Raw genomic sequence first — 23,162 nt, forward strand, 5'->3', positions numbered from 1 at the left:
CGCACGGTTCCAAGGACGCCTTCCACACGGAAGGAGCAGGCATTGGCCGAGCCGACGAACGGCACGTCCGTCACCGGGAGCCCCGACGGAGCCGCGGGGTGGCGGCCCGATGCCACCGACGCGCTGACCGCACTGCTCGGTGAGCGGATCGCGGTCATCGACGGCGCCATGGGCACCGCCATCCAGCGCGACCGGCCCGACGAGGCCGGCTATCGCGGCGAGCGGTTCGCGGACTGGCACGTGGACCTCGTCGGCAACAACGACCTGCTGAGCCTGACCCAGCCCGACATCATCGCCGGCATCCACCGCGAGTACCTCGAGGCGGGCGCCGACATCATCGAGACGAACACGTTCAGCGCGAACGCGATCTCGCTCGGTGACTACGACATGGCCGACCTCGCCTACGAGTTCAACGTCGTCTCGGCAGGCCTGGCCCGCGCCGCCGCCGACGACGTCGCCGCGGCCACCGGACGGCCGCGGTACGTCGCCGGGGCGCTGGGGCCGACGACCCGCACCGCCTCGATCAGCCCGGACGTGAACGACCCCGGCGCCCGCAACGTCAGCTACGAACAGCTCGCGGACGCCTACCTGGTGGCCGCCCGCGGCCTCGTCGACGGCGGGGCCGACCTGCTGATCGTCGAGACGATCTTCGACACGCTCAACGCCAAGGCCGCGATCCACGCGATCCAGACCCTCTTCGACGAGACCGGCCGCCGGTGGCCGGTGATCATCTCCGGCACCATCACCGACGCCTCGGGACGCACCCTGTCCGGGCAGGTCACCGAGGCGTTCTGGAACTCCGTGCGGCACGCCCGCCCGATCGCGGTCGGCCTCAACTGCGCGCTCGGGGCGAAGGAGATGCGCCCCTACGTGGCCGAGCTCGCCCGGGTCGCCGACACCTTCGTCTCCGCCTATCCCAACGCCGGACTGCCCAACGCCTTCGGCGAGTACGACGAGGCCGCGGCCGACACCGCCGGCGTCGTCGGCGAGTTCGCCGAGGCCGGTCTGGTCAACCTCGTCGGTGGCTGCTGCGGCACCACCCCGGCCCACATCGCCGCCATCGCCGAGGCGGTCGCCGGCAAGGCGGCCCGCACCCCGAGCGCCGTGGCACCCGCGCTGCGGCTCTCCGGCCTGGAGCCGTTCACGGTCACCGAGGAGAGCCTCTTCGTCAACGTCGGCGAGCGGACCAACATCACCGGCTCGGCCCGGTTCCGCAACCTGATCAAGGACGGCGACTACGACACCGCGCTCTCCGTCGCCGCGCAGCAGGTGGAGAACGGCGCCCAGGTCATCGACGTCAACATGGACGAGGGCATGATCGACGGCGTCGCCGCGATGGACCGGTTCCTCAAGCTGATCGCCTCCGAGCCCGACATCAGCCGGGTGCCGCTGATGATCGACTCCTCCAAGTGGGAGGTCATCGAGGCGGGTCTGCGCTGCGTGCAGGGCAAGCCGATCGTGAACTCGATCTCCCTGAAGGAGGGCGAGCAGAAGTTCGTCGAGCAGGCCCGGCTCTGCAAGAAGTACGGCGCCGCCGCGGTGGTGATGGCCTTCGACGAGGACGGCCAGGCCGACGACCTCGCCCGTCGCAAGGAGATCTGCCGCCGCGCCTACCGGATCCTGGTCGAGGAGGTGGACTTCCCGGCCGAGGACATCATCTTCGACCCGAACGTCTTCGCCGTCGCCACCGGCATCGAGGAGCACGCCGGCTATGGGGTCGACTTCATCGAGGCCACCCGCTGGATCAAGGAGAACCTGCCGCACGCGCTGGTCTCCGGCGGCATCTCGAACGTCTCGTTCAGCTTCCGCGGCAACAACCCGGTCCGCGAGGCGATCCACGCGGTCTTCCTCTACCACGGGGTCCGAGCCGGACTCGACATGGGCATCGTGAACGCGGGAGCCCTGGTCAGCTATGACCAGATCGACACCGACCTGCGAGAGGCGATCGAGGACGTCGTACTGAACCGCACCGGGGATCCGCAGCAGGCCACCGAGCGGCTGCTGGAGCTCGCCGAGCAGCACCGCGGCAGCGGCAGGGTCGAGGAGGCCACCGCGCAGGAGTGGAGGAGCCTCCCGGTCGGTGAGCGGATCACGCACGCGCTGGTCAAGGGGATCGACGCGCACGTGGAGGCCGACACCGAGGAGCTGCGCGCCGAGATCGAGGCCCGCGGCGGCCGGCCGATCGAGGTGATCGAGGGTCCGCTGATGGACGGGATGAACGTCGTCGGCGACCTCTTCGGCGCCGGCAAGATGTTCCTCCCGCAGGTGGTCAAGTCGGCCCGGGTGATGAAGAAGGCCGTCGCCTACCTGATCCCGTTCATCGAGGAGGAGAAGGCGAAGGACCCCGCCCTGGCGACGCAGTCGGAGAGCAACGGCACGATCGTGCTGGCCACCGTCAAGGGCGACGTCCACGACATCGGCAAGAACATCGTCGGCGTGGTGCTGCAGTGCAACAACTACGACGTGATCGACCTGGGCGTGATGGTGCCGGCGCAGAGGATCCTGGACACCGCCGCGGAGGTCGGTGCCGACATCATCGGTCTCTCCGGGCTGATCACGCCCAGTCTCGATGAGATGGTCGGGTTCGCCGGCGAGATGCAGCGCCAGGGCCTGCAGATCCCGCTGCTGATCGGTGGCGCCACCACCTCCCGGGCCCACACCGCGGTCAAGATCGACCGGAAGTACGACGGCCCCGTGGTCTGGGTCAAGGACGCGTCGCGGTCGGTGCCCACCGCCGCGGCGCTGCTCTCCCAGGCCCGCCGTCCGGCGCTGATGGCCGACGTGCAGGCCGACTACGACGCGCTGCGGGCGCGACACGCGCAGAAGTCGGAGCGCCCGGTGCTGGCCTTCGCCGACGCGGTCGCCAACGCGACGCCGGTCGACTGGACGGACTACTCGCCGCCGCAGCCGAAGGCGCCCGGCGTGCACGTGCTCGCCGACTACGACCTCACCGAGCTGCGCGACTACATCGACTGGCAGCCGTTCTTCAACGCCTGGGAGATGAAGGGGAAGTTCCCCGACATCCTGAACAGCCCCACCCAGGGCGAGACCGCCCGCAAGCTGTACGACGACGCGCAGGCCATGCTCGACCGGCTGGTCGAGGAGCGGTGGCTGACCGCCAACGGCGTCTACGGCCTCTTCCCGGCGGCGAGCACCGGGGAGGACCTCGTGGTCTACACCGACGAGTCCCGCACCGAGGTGCGCGCCACGCTGCACCAGCTCCGCCAGCAGGGCCAGCACCGCGAGGGGGTGCCCAACCGCTCGCTGGCCGACTACGTCGCACCGGTCGGCAGCGCGGCCGCTGCTGCCGGCGACTGGGTCGGCGGGTTCGCGGTCACCGCGGGTCTGGGCACGACGGAACGGATCCTGGCGTTCAAGGAGGAGCTCGACGACTACTCGGCGATCCTCCTCGAAGCGCTGGCCGACCGGCTCGCCGAGGCGTTCGCCGAGCGGCTGCACCAGCGGGTCCGCACCGAGTTCTGGGCTCACGTGCCCGGCGAGCAGCTCAGCAACGAGGACCTGATCGCCGAGAAGTACACCGGCATCCGGCCCGCACCCGGCTATCCGGCCTGCCCCGACCACACCGAGAAGCAGACCATCTGGGAGCTGCTCGACGTCCGGACCAACACCGGCATCGAGCTCACCGAGTCGATGGCGATGTGGCCCGGCGCGTCCGTCTCCGGGCTGTACTACAGCCACCCGCAGGCGCAGTACTTCGTGGTCGGCCGGCTGGGCCGCGACCAGATCGAGGACTACGCCGGGCGCAAGGGCTGGACCGTCGCCGAGACGGAGAAGTGGCTCTCGCCCAACCTCGGGTACGACCCCGACGACTGAGCGGGACGCCAGGCGTGGGGAAGAGGCAGCGGTGGTTGGTCCGCGCGGAGGAGCGCTGGGACACGGCCCGGCTGCGCCGACGCGCCGGTCGGCCGCCGCAGCACTTCAGGATCGAGCCCTACCTCGCTCACGCCGGGTCCGGCGGCGTGGTCGTCCGCGGACGGGTGCTGGACAACCCGCCGCCCACGGACGCGATCGAGGGTGAGGGCCTCGGCGCCGCGCTGCTGCGCGGGGTCCGGCAGTTCCTCACCGTCGAGCTGCCGGGCGTCCCGCTGCGGATCCGGCTGGCCGGGACCACCAGCGAGGTGGTCACCGACAGTGAGGGCTACTTCCATGCCGTCCTGCGCGTCACCGGGCTCGAGGGGCCGTGGGCGTCGGGCACCGTCGAGGTGGTCGAGGGGCACCGAGGGCTGACCGCGTCGCACACCACCCCGTTCCGGGTCCGGGTGCCGTCGGCGGACGCGGCCTTCGGCGTGATCTCCGACGTCGACGACACGATCCTGGAGACCGGGGTCCAGGGGGCCGGCCAGATGGTCCGCGCCACCCTGACCGGCTCCGCGCTGACCCGCACCCCTTTCGCCGGCGCCGCCGAGCTCTACCGGGACCTCGCGACCCCGGACAACCCGGTCTTCTACGTCTCCTCGAGCCCGTGGAACCTGCACGCCTTCCTGGTCGCGTTCCTGGAGCACCGCAGGTTCCCGCTGGGACCGGTCCTGCTGCGCGACCTGATCGGCACCCGGGAGGGGCGCGAGACCAAGCACGCCCGGATCGCCGAGGTGCTGCGCACCCATCCGGATCTGTCGTTCGTGCTGCTCGGGGACTCCGGCGAGCACGACCCGCAGGTCTACGCCGACATCGTCCGCGCGCACCCCGGTCGGATCCGGGCCGTCTACATCCGCGAGGTGCGCCTGGACCCCGGTGACGGTCGCGTCGAGGCGGTGGCCGACGGGTGGCCGACGGGCGTCCCGTTCGTGCTCGCCGCCGACAGCGACGTCGTACGGCGTCACGCGGCGTCGATCGGGCTGTTGCCGTCCGACGATCCGGATGGCGGGGGAGCGGCCCCGCCGACCTAGAGTGGCTGCGCCCACCTGCCCCCGCCAATCCACGTACGGAGAAGTCCCCTGAGCACCGCCGCGCCCCGCGACCCGTCCCTGCACGACGACCTCACCGGACCTCCGGACCGGCGGGTCGCAGCCGTCCTGTGGGACATGGACGGCACCCTGGTCGACACCGAGCCGTACTGGATGGAGACCGAGGTCGCCATCGCGGAGGCGCACGGCGGCACCTGGACCCACCAGGACGCGATGGCGCTGGTCGGCAACGACCTTCTCGTCTCCGGCCGGGCGATCAAGCAGAAGCTCGGCCTCCCGCACACCGCCGAGCAGGTGGTCGAGATGCTGCTGGACGGCGTCGTCGCCCGGGTGACCGAGAGCGTGCCGTGGCGTCCCGGCGCCCGCGAGCTCCTCGACGCACTCGCCGCGCAGGACATCCCGTGCGCACTGGTCACGATGTCCTACCGGCGTTTCGTCGACCCGATCCTGGCCGCGCTGCCGCCCGGGACCTTCGACGTCGTGGTGACCGGCGACCAGGTGAGCGAGGGCAAGCCGCATCCGGAGGCCTACCTGACCGCGGCGCGCCACCTGGGCGTGCGCCCCGAGGACTGTGTGGCGCTGGAGGACTCACCGACCGGGGCCGCCTCCGCGCTCGCCGCGGGCGCCCGGACGATCGCCGTCCCGAACCACGTGCCGGTGCCCGAGCGTCCGGGGCTGGAGTTCCGGGCGAGCCTGACCGACGTCACGGTCGACGACCTCAAAACGTTGCCGGATCGAGACACGTCGCAGGCGGATCTCCGGTAGCACGCCCCGGAGCGCGGGAGTAAGTTCCGTTGCCATCTCTCCTCCGCTCCGGAGGAGCCCACTCGGGAAAGATGGTGAACACGTGATCCGCAAGTTGCCTGCCGTCCTCGGAGTCGGCGTGCTGGGACTCGGCCTCGCGGCCTGCAGCGACACCCCACCGCCGGCCAGCGACCGCGAGCCGATCGGCGTCGACTACTCCGAAGGCGAACCCGCTGCGGACAGCAGCGAGGAGTGGACCCTCGGCACCACCGACGCCATCACCTCGGTGGACCCGGCCGGCGCCTACGACATCGGCTCCTGGAACCTCCAGTACCAGATGTTCCAGCAGTTGATGACCGTGCCGGCGAACGGCTCCGAGCCCGAGCCCGACGCCGCCGAGTGCGCCTACGACGACCCGAAGACCATCACCTGCACGCTGCAGGACGGCCTGATGTTCGCCAACGGCAACGAGCTGACCTCCTCGGACGTGAAGTACTCACTCGAGCGCAACATCGCGATCAACGACCCGAACGGGTCTGCGATCCTGCTCGGCTCGATCATGGACGACCCGGCGTCGCCGAACCCGAAGCTCGCGCCCGGTGCCGTGGAGACCCCCAACGACACCACTGTCGTGTTCAACCTGAGCAAGCCGGACACCACCTTCCTCAAGGTGCTCAGCACGGCCACCGCCTCGATCGTCGACGAGCAGGTCTACCCGGCGAACAAGGAGCTGGCCGACACCGACGAGCACTCCGGCTCCGGCCCCTACATGCTGACCCAGTACAAGGAGGGTCAGCAGGCCGTCTTCGAGCTCAACGAGAGCTACGGCGGCCCGCACCCCGGCATCGCGCCGCGCGTGTTCGTCTCCTTCCACAAGGACGACACCTCGCTGACCTCCGCGGTCAAGACCGGTGAGGTCGACGTGGCCTGGCGTTCGATGAGCCCGACCCAGCAGAAGGCGCTGGCCGACGACGACATCGCCGTGCTCAAGGGCCAGGGTTCGGAGTTCCGCTACTGGGTCTGGGACATGAACAACGGCGCGGGCACCGACGACGCGGTCCGGCAGGCCGTCGCCCAGGTCATCGACCGCGACCAGATCGCGACCAACGCCTACGACGGCACCGTGGAGCCGGCGTACTCGATCGTGCCGCCGGGCTTCGGCGGCCAGAAGGACTCCTTCGCCGAGGAGTACGGCGACCCCGACGCCGACGCGGCCGAGAAGATCCTCTCCGACGCCGGCGTGGAGACCCCGGTGGCGCTCAAGCTGGGCTACCCGCAGGAGCACTACGGACCGAACGCGGTCGACGAGGCGACCGAGATCGCCGAGCAGCTCAACGCCACCGACCTCTTCGACGTCACTGCCGAGGCGGGGGAGTGGGAGCAGTACCAGACCGACTACAAGAAGAGCGCCTACGACCTCTTCATGCTCGGCTGGTACCCGGACTTCCTCGACGCGGACAACTACCTCAGCCCGTTCGTGGTCGACGGCGGCTTCTTCGCCAACGGCTACTCCAACCCCGAGGTCAACGAACTGGTCGACGCCGAGCTCGGTGAGACCGACGAGGGCACCCGGGACGAGACGATCGGACAGATCCAGGACATCGTGGCGCAGGACGTGCCGCTGATCCCGACCTGGAACGGCGCGAACGTCGCCGCCGTGGGCGACGGCGTCGGCGGCGTCCAGGACACCCTGGACCCGACGTACGTCTTCCGCTTCTGGATGATCACCAAGAGCTGACCTGAACGACCGCGAGGGCACCCGGGGATCCCGGGTGCCCTCTCCGGCCGTCGTCGGTTCACACGCCCAGGAGGCCCGTTGAGCTCCAGCCGGGGATCACTGCCCCGCTACATCGCCATCCGACTGCTCCTCATCATCCCGATGATGTGGGTGCTGCTGACTTTCGTCTTCTTCCTGCTGCGCATCGCACCGGGCGACCCGGTCACCGCTGCCGCCGGCGGCAAGCTGTCGGCCGAGGAGATCGCCCGCCGCCAGGCGGCGCTCGGCCTGGACCGTCCGCTGCTCACGCAGTACCTGGACTACCTCGGCGACGTGGTCCGGTTCCAGTTCGGTAACGCCCTCTCCGACGGCACCCCGGTCACCAGCCTGATCCGGGACCACGGAGGCGCGACGCTCACCCTGACCGTCGGGGCGTTCCTGTTCGCCGTCGCGGTCGGCGTCCCGCTGGGACGCTGGGCCGGGCGCCACCGGGACACCGCGATCGACGCGCCGATCCGGATCCTCGGCATCGTGGTCTACGCCGCGCCGATCTTCTGGGTCGGGATCCTGCTGATCATCGCGGTCGACAACGTGCTGCCGTCCTGGCCCACGTCGGGCATCGCCTCGCCGACGGCGATCTACGAGATACCCACCCGGACCCACATCCTGCTGGTGGACGCCGTGCTGAGCGGGGACTACGTGCTGGACGTGCTCCAGCACCACGTGCTGCCCTGCCTGGTCCTCGGCATGCTGCTCTCCGGGGTGATCATCCGGCTGGTCCGGATCAACGTCATCCAGTCGATGCAGGCCGACTACGTGGAGGCCGCGCGGGCCCGCGGCATCGCGGAGCGCAAGGTGGTTCGCGACCACGCCTTCCGCAACGCGCTGGTCCCGGTGGTCACCGTGATCGGGCTCCAGGTGGCCCTCACCCTCTCCGGTGCCGTGCTCACCGAGAACACCTTCAACTGGCCGGGGCTGGGCACCGACCTGGTCGACTACGTGCTCGCCCGCGACTATGTCGCGGTCCAGGGCCTGGTCACGTTCTTCGCCCTGGTCGTGGTGGTGGTCTCGGTCGTCGTCGACGTGATCAACGCCCTGATCGACCCGAGGGTGAGGTACTGACATGGGTGCGTTCATCGACATCGTCCAGTGGGCGCTGGTCGTCCTCGGCGTCGTCGGCACCACCGTGGTGCTGGTCCGGGTGTTCCCGCGGATCTGGCACACCCGCGGCATGGCCCGCTGGCTCTTCGTGATCGGGCTGGTGCTGACCGTCGTCTTCGTGGTGCTCGCGGTGTTCGCACCGCTGATCGCGCCCTACGGGTTCGCGGAGAGCCGGGTGGACGGCGTACGGCTGCCCGAGCTCGACCCGCCGAGCAGCTACTTCCTGCTCGGCACCAACGACATGGCCTTCGACATCTTCTCCCGCGTCGTGTGGGGAGCGCGCACCGCGATGCAGGTCATCGTGATCTCGGTGCTCTTCTCGGTGGCGCTCGGTGTCCCGCTCGGACTGCTCGCCGGATACGTCGGCGGCGCGCTGGACCGGGTGCTGGTCTTCCTGATGGACGCGCTCTACGCGTTCCCCTCGCTGCTGCTGGCGATCGTGATGGCCTTCCTGCTGAACCAGAAGCTCGGCAACGGCATCGTCGCGGCGGCACTGTCGCTGACCGTCATCTACATCCCGCAGTACTTCCGCGTGGTCCGCAACACCACGGTCTCGGTCCGGGAGTCCACCTACGTCGAGGCAGCCCGCGCCCTCGGCGCCAAGCCGTCCACGGTGATGCGCAAGTACCTCTTCGGCAATGTCATCCAGTCCGTCCCGGTGCTCGGCACGCTCAACGCTGCCGACGCGCTCTCGACGCTGGCCGCGCTCGGCTTCCTCGGACTCGGCATCCAGCCGATGGAGGCCTCGGAGTGGGGCTTCGACCTCAACCGGGCCCTCGACGACGCCCAGGCCGGCATCTGGTGGACGGGGCTCTGGCCGGGACTGGCCATCGTGCTCCTGATCACCGGGCTGACCCTGGTCGGAGAGGGCCTCAACGAGACCCTGAACCCCGCGCTGCGGCGACGGCGGCTGCTGCCGGTGCGGTTCCCCGAGAAGGAGGCGGCCGATGAGCACGTCTGAGCCGAGGAGGCCGGAGTCGACCGGCTCCGACGCGACCCTCGAGGTCCGTGACCTGCGGGTCTGGTACGGCGGCGAGCAGGGCTCGGTGCGTGCCGTCGACGGTGTCTCCTTCGACCTGCGCCCCGGCGAGATCCTCGGACTGGTCGGGGAGTCCGGCTGCGGCAAGTCGACACTCGGCCGCGGTCTCCTCGGCCTGCTGCCGCCGGGCGCCGCCCGCGACGGCGAGCTGCGCTTCCGCGGCGAGGACCTGCTCACCCTCCCCCGCAAGCGGCAGAACGCGCTGCGCGGTGGCGACCTCGGGATGATCTTCCAGGAGCCGCTCACCCGGCTGAACCCGCTGATGCGGATCTCCGAGCACTTCACCGAGGCGCTGCGCACCCATCAGCCGGGGATCCGCAAGGCCGAGATCGAGCGGCGCTCCCTGGAGATGCTGCGCACGATGGGCATCCCGCCGACCCGGTTCCGCGCCTACCCCCACGAGTTCTCCGGCGGGATGCGGCAACGACTGCTGATCGCGCTGACCCTGGTGCTGGAGCCGGCGTTCGTGGTGGCCGACGAGCCGACCACCGCGCTCGACGTGCTGGTCGAGGCGCAGATCATCCGGATCCTGCACGACCTCCGGGAGGCCGTGGACACCTCGATGCTGCTGATCACCCACAACCTGGGCATCATCGCCGAGGCCTGCGACCGGGTGGCGGTGATGTACGCCGGCCGGATCGTCGAGATCGGTGACGCCCGCGAGGTCTTCCGGGCGCCGCAGCACTCCTACACCCGCGAGCTGCTGCGATCGACCATCTCGCTGTCCACGACCGGCCTGGAGTTCATCGAGGGCGCTCCGCCCTCCCTGGTCGACCCGCCGGCGGGCTGCCGGTTCCACCCGCGCTGCCCGGACGCGATGGCGATCTGCGCGCGGCGCCTGCCGCCGCAGCGGCAGCGCCCGGGCTCCGCCGAGCACCGGTTCTCCTGCTGGGCCGCCGAGCAGCGGGACGGGACCGTCCACCTGGACGCCGAGGAGTCCGCACCGCTGGAACGAGAGGAGCTGGCCGTTGCCGACGAAGCCTGATCCGACGGGCTCCACTGCCGTCGAGCCCCCCGACCCCACCGCTCCCGGCGGGGACCACATCCTCGACGTGCGCGACCTCTCGGTGCACTTCGAGCTGCAGGGCAACGCCTTCAGCCGACTGTTCGGGCTGCGCCCGCGCACGGTGCGCGCCGTCGACGGGATCGACCTCCGTATCGGGCGCGGCGAGGTGGTCGGGCTGGTGGGGGAGTCGGGCAGCGGGAAGACCACGCTCGGCCGCGCCCTGCTCGGACTGGTCCCGGCCACCGACGGCTCGATCAGCTATCACGGCCAGCAGGGTGTCGCCGAGGTCACCGCGATGCGTGGTGCGGCACTGCGCCAGCTGCGCACCGACCTGCAGATGGTCTTCCAGGACCCCACGGCCGCACTCAACCCCTCGATGACCATCGCCCAGGCGGTCGAGCACCCGCTGGTGATCCACGGCTGGGGCACCAAGACGGAGCGAGCCACACGGGTGGCGGCCACCCTGGAGCGGGTCGGCCTCTCCCCGGTGGACGACTTCCTCGACAAGTACCCGGCCGACCTCTCCGGTGGGCAGAAGCAGCGCGCCGTGATCGCGCGGGCGATCATCCTCGAGCCCGAGGTGCTGATCGCGGACGAGCCGATCTCGATGCTGGACATGTCCGTGCGGGCGAAGATCCTGCAGCTGATGCTCGACCTCAAGCGCGACCTCGGCCTGACCTACGTCTACATCACCCACGACCTGGCCAGCGCCAAGTACTTCTGCGACCGGATCGCCATCATGTACTTGGGCCGGATCGTGGAGATCGGTCCCACCGAGGAGATCTTCGCCAACCCGCGGCACCCCTACACGCGGGCGTTGCTCGCCGCGATCCCCGACCCGGACCCCGATCGGTCGATCCCGCGGGACCTGCCCCGCGGCGAGATCCCGGACGCCGCGGAGCCGCCGTCCGGCTGCTCGTTCCACCCGCGCTGCCCGGTGGCCGTCGCGGAGTGCGGCTGGGAGGCACGCGACCTCAAGACCCTGGTGGAGAACCACTGGACCCGACGGACGCCGGAGGAGTACGCCGCCGAGTCGGCGGTCGTGGGCTCGCTGGACGACCTCTCCCGGCCCGAGGCGGAGCCGCGCCTGGGACGCACCGGAGCGGCGCCGGCACGCGAGCTCCTCGGCCGGATCCGGGAGGAGGATCCCGACGAGCCGTTGTGGCGCGGCGTGCAGGGCGTGGTCGACGACGGCGACGGCGTCCGGGTGGAGTTCCGGGACGGCAGCGACCCGCAGCTGCGGCCCGCCGGCGGCGTCCAGGTCGCCTGCCACCTCTATCCGGAGGAGACCGACTCCTCAACGGGCTGAACGTCCTCGACCGGGTGAGTGCTGCCGAGGACCGGCGGCACCTCCGGCAGTGGGGGCGGGGTGCCACCGAACTCGGGGCAGATCGCCTGGTGGTCGCACCAGTGGCACAGCGCGCTGCGGCGGGGCAGCCACTCGCCGGACTCCTGGGCGGCGGAGATGGCTCGCCAGATCGCCTCCACCTTGCGCTCCGTGGCCGCCAGGTCCTGCTCGTCGGGGTCGTAGGAGACGATCTGGCCGTCGCCGAGGTAGATCAGCTGCAGGCGGCGGGGCACCACGCCGCGGATCCGCCAGAGCAGGAGCCCGTAGAACTTCAGCTGGAAGAGGGCGCGGGCCTCCCCTCCCTCCCGCGGCGCGCGACCGGTCTTGTAGTCCACCACCCGGATCGAACCGTCCGGCGCCACGTCGACCCGATCGATGATCCCGCGCAGCACCAGCTTCGAGTCGGTCATCGACTCCACGTAGAGCTCCCGGTCGGCAGGCTCCAACCGACGCGGGTCCTCCAAGGTGAAGTAGCGCTCCAGCGCTGCCCGGCAGGAGCCCAGCCACGCGGCGAGTGCGGCGGGGTCGGGGATGCCGTCGGGCTCGAAGAGGGTGGCGAGCCCCGGCTCGACCTCGAGCAGGGCCTCCCAGCTCGGCTCGAGCATCGCGCCCGCCGAGGTCGGCGTGCGCTCGTCGGCCGGGCGGTCGAAGAGGTCCTCGAGCACCTTGTGCACCAGCGTCCCGCGGGCGGCGTCCACCGATGGTCGCTCCGGCAGCCGATCGACGGTGCGGAACCGGTAGAGCAGCGGACAGGTGAGGAAGTCTCCGGCCCTCGACGGCGACAGCGACCCCACGGCCTCCAGCGGCAGCGACCGGACCCCGGGCGGTGCAGCGGCCGGGGGGTCCTCCGGCGCCGGTGCGGCCAGCTCGGTGTCCATGCCCAGCAGGCTAGAAGAGGGCACCGACAGATCGACCTCGGCCCGCCGGATAGCCTCGAACACGTGTCTGACTCCGCGCCGTCCCCGCGCCCGCCGGTGCCGCGCGGCATGTTCCGCGTCGGGTCCATCGCGGGCAGCGACGTGCTCGTCTCGAGCACCTGGTTCCTGGTGGCCGGCCTGATCGCCGTGCTGATGGCGCCCCGGGTCGAGCAGATCGAGCCCGGCCTGGGCCCGATGAAGTACGTCGTCGGCGTGCTGTTCGCCGTGGTCCTCTACGGTGCGATCCTGCTGCACGAGGCCTCGCACGCCGTGGTCGCCCGCCGCTACGGCTTCCGGATCCGCTCCATCACCCTGCACTTCCTCGGCGGCGCCACCGAGATCGACGGCGAGGCGCGGCGTCCCGCCCAGGAGTTCTGGATCGCCGTGGTCGGCCCGATCACCTCACTGGCGGTGGGCGGCGCGGCGCTCGCGCTGTGGTTCGTCACCCCGAGGGGCTGTTGCTGCTGATGGTCGAGGGCCTGGCCGGCACCAACCTGCTGATCGGCGTGCTGAACCTGGTGCCCGGGCTGCCGCTGGACGGCGGCCGCGTGCTCAAGGCCGGGGTGTGGGCGGTCTCGGGGACCGCGCACACCGGGAGCCTGGTCGCCGGGTGGTCCGGCCGGGTGGTCGCGATCGGTGTCGCCGCCTGGTCGGTCGCGCTGGCCCAAGGGGTCGGGACGAGCGTCGGAGCGATCAGCCCGCTGCTCGGAGCGGTCGTCGCGATCTTCCTCTGGATGGGCGCCTCGCAGGCGCTGCGGGTCGCCAAGGTGAAGGAGCGCATCGGCCGGATCGTGGCCGGTGACCTGGCCCGGCGCACCCTCGCCGTACCGGAGGACCTGGCGCTGGCCGAGGCGCTGCGTCGTGCCGAGGAGGTGTCCGCGCGCAGCCTGGTCACCGTCACTCCCGAGGGACGCCCGGTCGGGGTGGTCGACGAGCGAGCCGCGCAGGCGGTGCCGCAGCACCGGGCGCCGTGGCTGCCGGTGTCCGGGGTGGCCCGGTCGCTGACGCCGGGCCTGACCCTCCCGATGACCAGCTCCGGTGAGGAGTTGATCGAGGCGTTGCGCACCCACCCCGCCTCGGAGTACGTGCTGGTCGACGCCGCGGGCGCCGTCGCCGGCGTGCTGTCGGCCGCGGACCTGGTCCGGGTGGTGCAGGCGCGCCGCTGAGCCCTGCCGGTGCCACCGGCCGGAATCGGCCGATCTCCGGGCGGCCCGATAGATTGCGCCGGTGACGAACGGCTCCGACGACCCCCAGCACCCCGAGTCCGGACACCCCGGCGGCGACGTCCCCGCGCAGGCCTGGTCCGGTGTCCACCGCGGCCCGCTCCGCGAGGGGGAGTGGGTGCGGCTGGTGGACGGCAAGGGCCGCAAGCACAACTTCGAGCTGGTCGCCGGCAAGCGGTTCTTCTCCAACAAGGGGCACCTGGACCACGACACGCTGATCGGGCGCGAGGAGGGCTTCACCGTCACTTCCTCGGCCGGTGGCGAGTACCTGGTCTTCCGCCCGCTCCTCTCGGAGTACGTGGTGTCCATGCCGCGCGGGGCCGCCGTGGTCTACCCCAAGGACGCCGCGCAGATCGTCGCGATGGCCGACATCTTCCCGGGTGCCCACGTGGTCGAGGCCGGGGTTGGCTCCGGTGCCCTGACCTGCTCGCTGCTGCGGGCCGTGGGCCCCTACGGCCGGGTCTCCTCCTTCGAGCGCCGCGAGGAGTTCGCCGACGTCGCCCGCCGCAACGTCTCCCAGTTCTTCGGCGCGCCCGAGGGCGAGACCCATCCGGCCTGGTCGCTCACCCTGGGCGACCTCGCCGAGCAGCTGCCGGTCTCCGGCGAGCGGTGCGACCGGATCATCCTGGACATGCTGGCGCCGTGGGAGTGCCTCGGCGCCGCCGCTGACGCGCTGCTGCCCGGCGGCATCCTGTGCGCCTACGTGGCGACGACCACCCAGCTCTCCCGGTTCGTCGAGACGGTCCGGGTGCACGGTGGCTTCACCGAGCCCCAGGCCTGGGAGTCGCTGGTCCGGGACTGGCACGTGGAGGGCCTGGCCGTCCGGCCCGGCCACAAGATGATCGGGCACACGGCCTTCCTGGTCACCGCTCGACGGATGGCCCCCGGCGAGCGGGCACCGCTGAAGAAGAGGCGTCCGGCCCCGGGCGCCTACGGACCCGACTACGCGGGTCCCCGGCCCGCCGGCGTACCGGAGATGCCTGCCGAGTGAGGCCGCGCGCGGGGTGACCACCCACGCAACGCAATCGTGACGCGCCGACCGCGAGATCGCGACCCACGGCAACACCCGGCCGAGTAGGGTCGGGATCGTCTGAGGAGGTGTTGGGCGATGTCGACCATGGGTGAAGGCAGCACAGCAGGCAGGCAGGGCCGGGACGCGATGTCCCGGGAGGAGCTCGCGGAGCAGATGGGCTTCCTGGAAGGCGAGGTCGACGAGCTGCGTCGGCGGCTCCAGGACGCCCCCGGACAGGGCGCCAGGTCGGTCGAGCTCCGGCTCGCCGAGACCCAGCGCTCGCTGGCCGCGGTCACCGCGCAGAACGAGCGGTTGGCCTCCACGCTGCGCGAGGCGCGCGACCAGATCATGAAGCTCAAGGAGGAGGTCGACCGGCTGGCGCAGCCGCCGGCCGGCTTCGGCACCTTCCTCGCTCGCAACGACGACGACACCGTCGACGTCTTCACCGGCGGGCGCAAGCTGCGGGTCACGGTGAGCCCCAACGTCGAGCTGGACGAGCTGAGCCGCGGGCAGGAGGTGATGCTCAACGAGGCGCTCAACGTCGTCGCGGCCTTCGACTACGAGACCGTCGGCGAGGTCGTGATGCTCAAGGAGGTGCTCGCCGACGCCGAGCGCGTCCTGGTCATCGCCGGCGCCGACGAGGAGAAGGTGGTCCGGCTGGCCGAGCCGCTGCTCGGCGAGACGCTGCGTGCGGGCGACTCGCTGCTGCTCGACTCCCGGGCCGGCTACGTCTACGAGCGGGTGCCGAAGTCCGAGGTCGAGGAGCTGGTCCTCGAGGAGGTCCCGGACATCGCCTACGCCTCGATCGGCGGTCTGGGCAACCAGATCGAGATGATCCAGGACGCCGTCGAGCTGCCCTACCTCTATCCCGAGCTCTTCGACGAGCACGAGCTGAAGCCGCCGAAGGGCATCCTGCTCTACGGACCGCCCGGATGCGGCAAGACGCTGATCGCCAAGGCGGTCGCCAACAGCCTCGCGAAGAAGGTCGCAGCCAGGACCGGGACCGAGGGGAAGTCCTACTTCCTCAACATCAAGGGCCCCGAGCTGCTCAACAAGTACGTCGGCGAGACCGAGCGGCACATCCGCCTGGTCTTCCAGCGGGCCCGGGAGAAGGCCAGCCTGGGCACGCCGGTGATCGTCTTCTTCGACGAGATGGACTCGCTGTTCCGCACCCGCGGTTCCGGGGTCTCCTCCGACGTGGAGAACACCATCGTCCCGCAGCTGCTCAGCGAGATCGACGGTGTGGAGACCCTGGAGAACGTGCTGGTCATCGGCGCCTCGAACCGCGAGGACATGATCGACCCGGCGATCCTGAGGCCGGGACGTTTGGACGTGAAGATCAAGATCGAGCGGCCCGACGCGGAGTCCGCACGCGACATCTTCAGCAAGTACCTGACCTCCCGGCTGCCGCTGCACCCCGAGGACCTCGCCGAGTTCTCCGGCGACCGGGATGCCTGCACGGCCGGGATGATCCGGGCGACCGTGGAGCGGATGTACGCGGAGACCGAGGAGAACCGGTTCCTGGAGGTGACCTACGCCAACGGGGACAAGGAGGTCCTGTACTTCAAGGACTTCAACTCCGGCGCGATGATCCAGAACATCGTCGACCGCGCGAAGAAGATGGCGATCAAGGACTTCATCGAGCACCGCCAGAAGGGCCTGCGCGTCTCGCACCTCCTGCAGGCCTGCGTCGACGAGTTCAAGGAGAACGAGGACCTCCCGAACACCACGAACCCGGACGACTGGGCCCGCATCTCGGGGAAGAAGGGTGAGCGCATCGTGTTCATCCGTACCCTGGTCACCGGGAAGCAGGGGACCGAGCCCGGTCGTTCGATCGACACCGTGTCGGACACCGGTCAGTACCTGTGACCTGATTGAATCGAGATGTCGCGGGCAACCCGTCCCGCAACCGACCACTGGAGGATTCCCCATGAAGAAGGTTCTGCTCATCGCGCTCGTTGCCGGCCTCGGCGCCCTGGCGTTCAAGGTCGCGAAGAACCGCTGAGCCTCACCTCAGCCAGCACGCGGGCGGCGCCGGTCGGGATCTCCGACCCGCCGCCCGCCGTCGTTCCCGGGCCGATGGGGCAGCGGGCTACGCTCGACCCATGACTGTTCGCCGGGTGATGGGCTCCGAGGTCGAGTACGGCATCACCGTGGCGGGCCAGCCCTCGGCGAACCCGATGGTCGCGTCGTCCCAGGTCGTCAACGCCTACGCCTCGGCGACCGTCCGCGCCCGGCGGGCGCGCTGGGACTTCGAGGAGGAGTCGCCGCTGCGCGACGCCCGCGGCTTCGACATGGCGCGGCAGGTCGCCGATCCGACGCAGCTCACCGACGAGGACCTCGGGCTGGCCAACGTCATCCTGACCAACGGCGCCCGCCTCTACGTGGACCACGCGCACCCGGAGTACTCCACGCCCGAGGTGGTCACCCCGCTGGACGTGGTGCGGTGGGAGAAGGCGGGGGAGCTGGTCATGCTGGACGCCGCCCGCCTGGCCGAGCAGCTGCCCGGCAACCCCCGGATCACGCTCTACAAGAACAACACCGACAACAAGGGCGCCTCCTACGGCGCCCACGAGAACTTCCTGATGCGGCGATCGACGCCCTTCGCCGACATCGTCAAACACCTCACCCCCTTCTTCGTCAGCCGCCAGGTGGTCACCGGCGCCGGTCGCGTGGGGACCGGGCAGGACGGCCGGGGCGTCGGGTTCCAGCTAAGCCAGCGCAGCGACTTCTTCGAGGTCGAGGTGGGCCTGGAGACCACGCTGAAGCGCCCGATCATCAACACCCGCGACGAGCCGCACGCCGACCCCGACAAGTACCGGCGCCTGCACGTGATCATCGGTGACGCCAACCTCTCCGAGATCTCCGGCTACCTCAAGATCGGCACCACGTCGCTGGTGCTGGCCATGATCGAGGACCGGTTCATCACCCGCGACCTCACCGTCGACGGCCCGGTGGCGGCCCTCCGCGCGGTCTCCCACGACCCCTCCCTGCAGCACCTGGTGACCCTCGCCGACGGACGGCGGCTCACCGCGGTGCAGCTCCAGATGGAGTACCTCGACCTGGCCAAGAAGTACGTCGAGGACCGCCTGGGCAGCGACGTCGACCCGCAGACGGCGGACGTGCTGGCCCGCTGGGAGGACGTCCTCGACCGCCTGGAGCGCGACCCGATGTCCCTGGCCGACCAGCTGGACTGGCTGGCCAAGCTGCGCCTGCTCGAGCAGTACCGGCAGCGCGACGGGCTGGCGTGGGACGACGCCAAGCTCCAGCTGATCGACCTCCAGTACAGCGACATCCGTCCGGAGAAGGGCCTCTACCACCGCCTGGTCGCCGGCGGCCGACTGCAGCGGCTGCTCACCGACGACGACGTCGCCGCCGCGGTGACCGAGCCCCCCAGCCAGACCCGCGCCTACTTCCGAGGACGCTGCCTGGCCAAGTACGCCGACCAGATCGCCGCCGCGTCGTGGGACTCGGTGATCTTCGACATCCCCGGCAAGGAGTCGCTGCAGCGCGTGCCGACCACCGACCCGTTGCGGGGCAGCAAGGCGCACGTGGGCGACCTGATCGACGCCAGCGCGTCGGCCGCCGACCTGGTACACACCCTCAGCCGCTCCTGAGTCGCTCCTGAGTCGCGGACAGTCGTCGATCCCGGCGACGTACACCGTCCGCTCAGCGCGTAACCACCCCACCGGCGACCGCAGTCTGGATAGGCTCTGTGACATGTCGCAGGAGCAGAAGCAGCCGCGCAAGGGCAACGAGGAGGAGACGACCGAGGAGGTCGCTCCGGAGACCGATGTCGCCGAGCGCAAGGAGGCCCTGGACGAGGACGTCGACGCGATCCTGGACGAGATCGACGACGTGCTGGAGTCCAACGCGGAGGACTTCGTGAAGTCGTTCATCCAGAAGGGCGGCGAGTAGTTGTCCGACGCCCGCATCCCGGCCGCGTACCTGCGCCCGGGCACTTCATCGTTCAACGACTTCGTCGCCGAGAACGCGCCCGACCTGCTGCCGTCGCGGCGTGAACTGCCCGCCGGCGACCACGACCACCTCGCCCCTCACGGCACCACCATCGTGGCGGTGACCTTCCCGGGCGGCCTGGTGATGGCCGGCGACCGGCGGGCGACGATGGGCAACGTGATCGCCCAGCGCGACATCGAGAAGGTGTTCCCGGCCGACGAGCACTCGGTGGTCGGCATCGCCGGCACCGCCGGCCTGGCGGTGGAGATGGTCCGCCTCTTCCAGGTCGAGCTCGAGCACTACGAGAAGATCGAGGGCACCGTCCTCTCCCTGGACGGCAAGGCCAACCGGCTCTCCGCGCTGATCCGCGGCAACCTCGGTATGGCGATGCAGGGGCTCGCCGTGGTGCCGATGTTCGCCGGATACGACACGGCACGCGGCATCGGACGGATCTTCGGCTACGACGTGACCGGAGGACGCCACGAGGAGGCGTCGTTCTTCACCGTCGGGTCGGGCTCGCTGTTCGCCCGCGGCGCCCTGAAGAAGCTCTACCGTCCCGACCTGACCCGCACCGAGGCCGTCAGCGTCTGCCTCCAGGCGCTCTACGACGCCGCCGACGACGACTCCGCCACCGGTGGGCCCGACCTGACCCGGCGGATCTTCCCGGTGGTCCGGGTCGTCACCGCCGCGGGCGGGGTCCGGGTCGACGAGGCCGAGATCGGGGCGCTGGCCGACCAGGTGGTCGGCGGCCGGATGGTCCGCCCCGACGGACCGCTGGCCCCGCTGGACGGACCCGATGCCGGCAACGCGGGGGAGGAGGCCTGAGATGAGCACCCCCTTCTACGTCTCGCCCGAGCAGCTGATGAAGGACCGGGCGGACTTCGCCCGGAAGGGCATCGCCCGCGGCCGCTCCCTGGCCGCCGTGCAGTACGCCGACGGCGTGCTGCTGGTGACCGAGAACCCCTCGCAGGCGCTGCACAAGGTCTCCGAGCTCTACGACCGGCTCGCCTTCGCGGCGGTCGGGCGCTACAACGAGTTCGAGAACCTGCGCATCGCCGGCGTGCGCCTCGCCGACATGCGCGGCTACGCCTACGACCGACGGGACGTGACCGGACGCGGCCTGGCCAACGCCTACGCGCAGACCCTCGGCACGATCTTCTCCAGTGGCGGCGAGAAGCCCTACGAGGTGGAGATCTTCGTCGCCGAGATCGGTGACACGGCCGAGGACGACCAGATCTACCGGCTCACCTACGAGGGGCGCGTGGCCGACGAGCACGGCTTCGCGGTGATGGGTGGCGACGCCGAGACCGTCGTCGCCTACCTGACCGAGCACTACGCCGCCGGCGCCACGCTCGACCAGGCGTTGCAGGTGGCGGTCGCCGCCCTGGGCCACTCCACCAGCGAGGACCGGGTGATCCCGGTGGAGGACCTGGAGGTGGCCGTGCTCGACCGCACCCGGGTCCAGCCTCGCAAGTTCGCCCGGATCCTGCCGGCGCGGGTCGCCGAGCTGCTGGGCGCCAGGGGCACCCCCCGACACGCCGCGGAGCCGGTCACCGCGGACGCGCCGCCGGCGCCCGAGGGCGGCGACGACGAACCACCGGTGGCCCCGCCGGTCTGAGCCCCGGTGTTTCCCCACCCGCGGCCACCGCCACGGGTCTAGGGTTGGTGCATGGACCGCCGGATCTTCGGGATCGAGAACGAGTACGGCGTCACCTGCACCTTCCAGGGGCAGCGACGTCTCTCACCCGACGAGGTGGCGCGCTACCTCTTCCGCAAGGTGGTCAGCTGGGGGCGCTCCAGCAACGTCTTCCTCCGCAACGGCGCCCGGCTCTACCTCGATGTCGGCAGCCACCCGGAGTACGCGACGCCGGAGTGCGACGACGTCGTCGACCTGGTCACCCACGACAAGGCGGGGGAGCGGGTCCTCGAGGGGCTGCTGATCGACGCGGAGCAACGACTGCGCGACGAGGGCATCACCGGCGACATCTACCTGTTCAAGAACAACACCGACTCCGCCGGCAACTCCTACGGTTGCCACGAGAACTACCTGGTCGGCCGCGCCGGGGAGTTCAGCCGACTGGCGGACGTGCTGATCCCGTTCCTGGTGACCCGACAGATCATCGTCGGGGCCGGCAAGGTGATCCAGACGCCGCGGGGCACGTCGTACTCGGTGAGCCAGCGGGCCGAGCACATCTGGGAGGGCGTCTCCAGCGCGACCACCCGGTCCCGCCCGATCATCAACACCCGCGACGAGCCGCACGCCGACGCCGAGAAGTACCGGCGGCTGCACGTGATCGTCGGCGACTCCAACATGAGCGAGACGACCACGCTGCTCAAGGTCGCCTCCTGCGACCTGGTGCTGCGGATGATCGAGGAGGGCGTGGTGATGCGCGACCTCACCCTGGAGAACCCGATCCGGGCCATCCGGGAGATCTCCCACGACGTGACCGGTCAGCGGAAGGTCCGGCTCGCCAACGGTCGTGAGGCCAGCGCGCTGGAGATCCAGGCCGAGTACCTCTCCAAGGCCCGCGACTTCGTCGATCGCCGTGGCATCTCCACGCCGACCATCGAGCGTGCGCTCGACCTGTGGGAGCGCGGGCTGAAGGCGGTGGAGTCCGACGACCTGGGTCTGGTCGACCGCGAGATCGACTGGGTGATCAAGTGGAAGCTGATCGATCGCTACCGGGCCAAGCACGGGCTGCCGCTGAGCCACCCGCGGGTGGCCCAGCTCGATCTGGCGTACCACGACATCCACCGCGGACGCGGCCTGTACTACCTGCTCGAGAAGCGCGGCGCGGTCGCGCGGGTCACCAACGACCTCAAGATCTTCGAGGCGAAGTCGGTCCCGCCGCAGAACACCCGGGCCCGGCTGCGCGGTGAGTTCATCCGCACCGCCCAGGAGCGCCGGCGCGACTTCACCGTCGACTGGGTCCATCTCAAGCTCAACGACCAGGCGCAGCGCACGGTCCTCTGCAAGGATCCGTTCCGCGCCCAGGACGAGCGGGTGCAGCGCCTGATCGACGGGATGTGACCGCATCCTGACCACCTACCGGGTCGGGTCCGGACGTTCGGGCCTGCTCGGTAAGGTTTCCGCGTGCTCGACCACCGCTCTCGCTTCCTGACCCGTCCGGCCGCTCTCGTGCTCGTGCCGACCCTCGCTCTGGGGCTCGCCGCCTGCGGTGACGAGCCTTCGGAGGGGGCTGAGGGATTCGACGCCGTGACCGTCTCCGGCGACTTCGGCACCACGCCCGAGTTCGACTTCTCCGACCGGCTGGTCTCGGGGGAGGCCGAGGAGGACGTGCTGATCGAGGGCGAGGGCGACGAGCTCGCCGACGGCGACCAGGCGCTGGTCAACCTGACCGTCGCGAACGGCTTCTCCGAGGACATCGCCCTGGATACCTACAGCGACACGCTGCCGGGCTTCACCCTGGACATCGGCGGCGAGGCGGCCGAGCCCCAGGCGGTCGGCGACCTCTTCGCCGACTACGTGGGCGACTTCGTCACCGAGGGCACCACCGTCGGCACCCGGATCGCGGTCACCGTCGGCGTCGACGAGGCCTTCCCCGACTACGCGACCGCGTTCACCGACTACGACATCGGCAACCAGGACGGCCTGGTGCTGGTCGCGGACGTGAACGGCGTGGTCGCCGACGGCCCCGACGGCAAGGCGAAGAAGGCGCCGTCCTGGGCGCCGGCCATTGTGGAGAAGAAGGGCGTGCCCAGCTCGCTGGACTTCACCGGCACCCCGGAGCCGAGCGGCAAGCTGCAGGTCGCCACCCTGATCCAGGGCGACGGGCCGGTCGTGGAGGCCGGGACCGCCGCGGTGGTCGACTACCTCGGGCAGGTCTACCAGGGCGACAAGCCCTTCGACGAGAGCTTCAGCTCCGATCGCACGCTGGGCGCGCTGGTCGGCAAGGACGTCGAGCAGTTCACCTCGACCGCCACCCCGGTCATCGACGGCTGGAGCCAGGGCCTGGAGGGCGTCGCCGTCGGCAGCCGGGTGCTGATCGAGATCCCGCCGAGCCTCGGCTACGGCAAGAAGGCCCAGGGTGAGGACATCCCCGGGAACTCGACCCTGTACTTCGTGGTCGACGTGCTCGGCGTGGCCTGAGC

19 protein-coding genes are annotated in these 23,162 nt (G+C 70.6%); 18 read left to right on the forward strand and 1 reads right to left on the reverse strand.

The genetic code is table 11. The features are described from left to right. Positions 1–42 precede the first annotated feature (42 nt). The 8 genes from metH (at position 43) to FIV43_RS05265 (ending at position 11,901) form a co-directional block, all read left to right on the forward strand. Positions 43–3,834, forward strand: coding sequence for a methionine synthase (gene metH / locus FIV43_RS05230; RefSeq protein WP_141013281.1), 3,792 nt, complete (start codon positions 43–45; stop codon positions 3,832–3,834). A 35-nt stretch (positions 3,835–3,869) separates the two neighbouring features. Then, the gene (locus FIV43_RS05235) at positions 3,870–4,907 is read left to right on the forward strand and encodes an App1 family protein (RefSeq protein ID WP_141013282.1); all 1,038 of its coding nucleotides are present in this window, start codon (positions 3,870–3,872) and stop codon (positions 4,905–4,907) included. A 135-nt stretch (positions 4,908–5,042) separates the two neighbouring features. Further along, positions 5,043–5,690, forward strand: coding sequence for an HAD family hydrolase (locus FIV43_RS05240; RefSeq protein WP_141013283.1), 648 nt, complete (start codon positions 5,043–5,045; stop codon positions 5,688–5,690). A gap of 82 nt (positions 5,691–5,772) precedes the next feature. Next, the gene (locus FIV43_RS05245; protein WP_141013284.1) at positions 5,773–7,407 is read left to right on the forward strand and encodes an ABC transporter substrate-binding protein; all 1,635 of its coding nucleotides are present in this window, start codon (positions 5,773–5,775) and stop codon (positions 7,405–7,407) included. Positions 7,408–7,485: 78 nt separating this feature from the next. Then, complete coding sequence (locus FIV43_RS05250) at positions 7,486–8,508, forward strand: ABC transporter permease (RefSeq protein WP_141013285.1); 1,023 nt, start codon at positions 7,486–7,488, stop codon at positions 8,506–8,508. A gap of 1 nt (position 8,509) precedes the next feature. After that, the gene (locus tag FIV43_RS05255) at positions 8,510–9,508 is read left to right on the forward strand and encodes an ABC transporter permease (protein ID WP_141013286.1); all 999 of its coding nucleotides are present in this window, start codon (positions 8,510–8,512) and stop codon (positions 9,506–9,508) included. Continuing rightward, positions 9,495–10,571, forward strand: coding sequence for an ABC transporter ATP-binding protein (locus tag FIV43_RS05260; protein WP_141013287.1), 1,077 nt, complete (start codon positions 9,495–9,497; stop codon positions 10,569–10,571). The genes FIV43_RS05255 and FIV43_RS05260 overlap by 14 nt, the downstream gene beginning before the upstream one ends. Continuing rightward, positions 10,555–11,901 carry an ABC transporter ATP-binding protein gene (locus FIV43_RS05265; RefSeq protein WP_141013288.1) on the forward strand — a complete coding sequence of 449 codons (1,347 nt, stop codon included), beginning with the start codon at positions 10,555–10,557 and terminating at the stop codon, positions 11,899–11,901. Before FIV43_RS05260 ends, FIV43_RS05265 begins: the two co-directional genes overlap by 17 nt. On the opposite strand, the gene FIV43_RS05270 is transcribed toward FIV43_RS05265, so the two are convergent. Then, positions 11,868–12,818, reverse strand: a complete 951-nt coding sequence (locus FIV43_RS05270) for a RecB family exonuclease (protein ID WP_141013289.1) — start codon at positions 12,816–12,818, stop codon at positions 11,868–11,870. The two genes, FIV43_RS05265 and FIV43_RS05270, sit on opposite strands and share 34 nt — an antisense overlap. Positions 12,819–12,881: 63 nt before the next feature. Between FIV43_RS05270 and FIV43_RS21990 the strand changes: the two genes are divergently transcribed. The 10 genes from FIV43_RS21990 to FIV43_RS05315 all read left to right on the forward strand — a co-directional run bounded on the left by FIV43_RS21990 (position 12,882) and on the right by FIV43_RS05315 (position 23,160). Beyond that, complete coding sequence (locus FIV43_RS21990) at positions 12,882–13,325, forward strand: M50 family metallopeptidase (RefSeq protein WP_231123708.1); 444 nt, start codon at positions 12,882–12,884, stop codon at positions 13,323–13,325. Beyond that, entirely contained in the window at positions 13,292–14,023 is a 732-nt protein-coding gene (locus FIV43_RS21995; RefSeq protein WP_231123709.1) for a site-2 protease family protein, read from the forward strand. The genes FIV43_RS21990 and FIV43_RS21995 overlap by 34 nt, the downstream gene beginning before the upstream one ends. A 61-nt stretch (positions 14,024–14,084) precedes the next feature. Further along, positions 14,085–15,071, forward strand: a complete 987-nt coding sequence (locus tag FIV43_RS05280; protein WP_141013290.1) for a tRNA (adenine-N1)-methyltransferase — start codon at positions 14,085–14,087, stop codon at positions 15,069–15,071. 117 nt (positions 15,072–15,188) lie between these two features. Beyond that, entirely contained in the window at positions 15,189–16,961 is a 1,773-nt protein-coding gene (arc, locus tag FIV43_RS05285; protein ID WP_181407687.1) for a proteasome ATPase, read from the forward strand. Between the two features lie 236 nt (positions 16,962–17,197). Then, entirely contained in the window at positions 17,198–18,709 is a 1,512-nt protein-coding gene (gene dop / locus FIV43_RS05290; RefSeq protein WP_141013291.1) for a depupylase/deamidase Dop, read from the forward strand. Positions 18,710–18,812: 103 nt separating this feature from the next. Beyond that, complete coding sequence (locus FIV43_RS05295) at positions 18,813–19,010, forward strand: ubiquitin-like protein Pup (protein WP_141013292.1); 198 nt, start codon at positions 18,813–18,815, stop codon at positions 19,008–19,010. Continuing rightward, a complete protein-coding gene (gene prcB / locus FIV43_RS05300; RefSeq protein WP_141013293.1) occupies positions 19,011–19,874 on the forward strand; it encodes a proteasome subunit beta in 864 nt (287 codons plus the stop codon). Between the two features lies 1 nt (position 19,875). Beyond that, entirely contained in the window at positions 19,876–20,667 is a 792-nt protein-coding gene (prcA, locus tag FIV43_RS05305) for a proteasome subunit alpha (RefSeq protein ID WP_141013294.1), read from the forward strand. A 51-nt stretch (positions 20,668–20,718) separates the two neighbouring features. Continuing rightward, complete coding sequence (gene pafA, locus FIV43_RS05310; RefSeq protein WP_141013295.1) at positions 20,719–22,080, forward strand: Pup--protein ligase; 1,362 nt, start codon at positions 20,719–20,721, stop codon at positions 22,078–22,080. Positions 22,081–22,143: 63 nt separating this feature from the next. Continuing rightward, positions 22,144–23,160, forward strand: a complete 1,017-nt coding sequence (locus tag FIV43_RS05315) for an FKBP-type peptidyl-prolyl cis-trans isomerase (protein ID WP_141013296.1) — start codon at positions 22,144–22,146, stop codon at positions 23,158–23,160. Positions 23,161–23,162: the final 2 nt, after the last annotated feature.

The sequence above is a fragment of the Nocardioides sambongensis genome, assembly GCF_006494815.1.
GTDB classification, from domain to species: Bacteria; Actinomycetota; Actinomycetes; order Propionibacteriales; family Nocardioidaceae; genus Nocardioides; species Nocardioides sambongensis.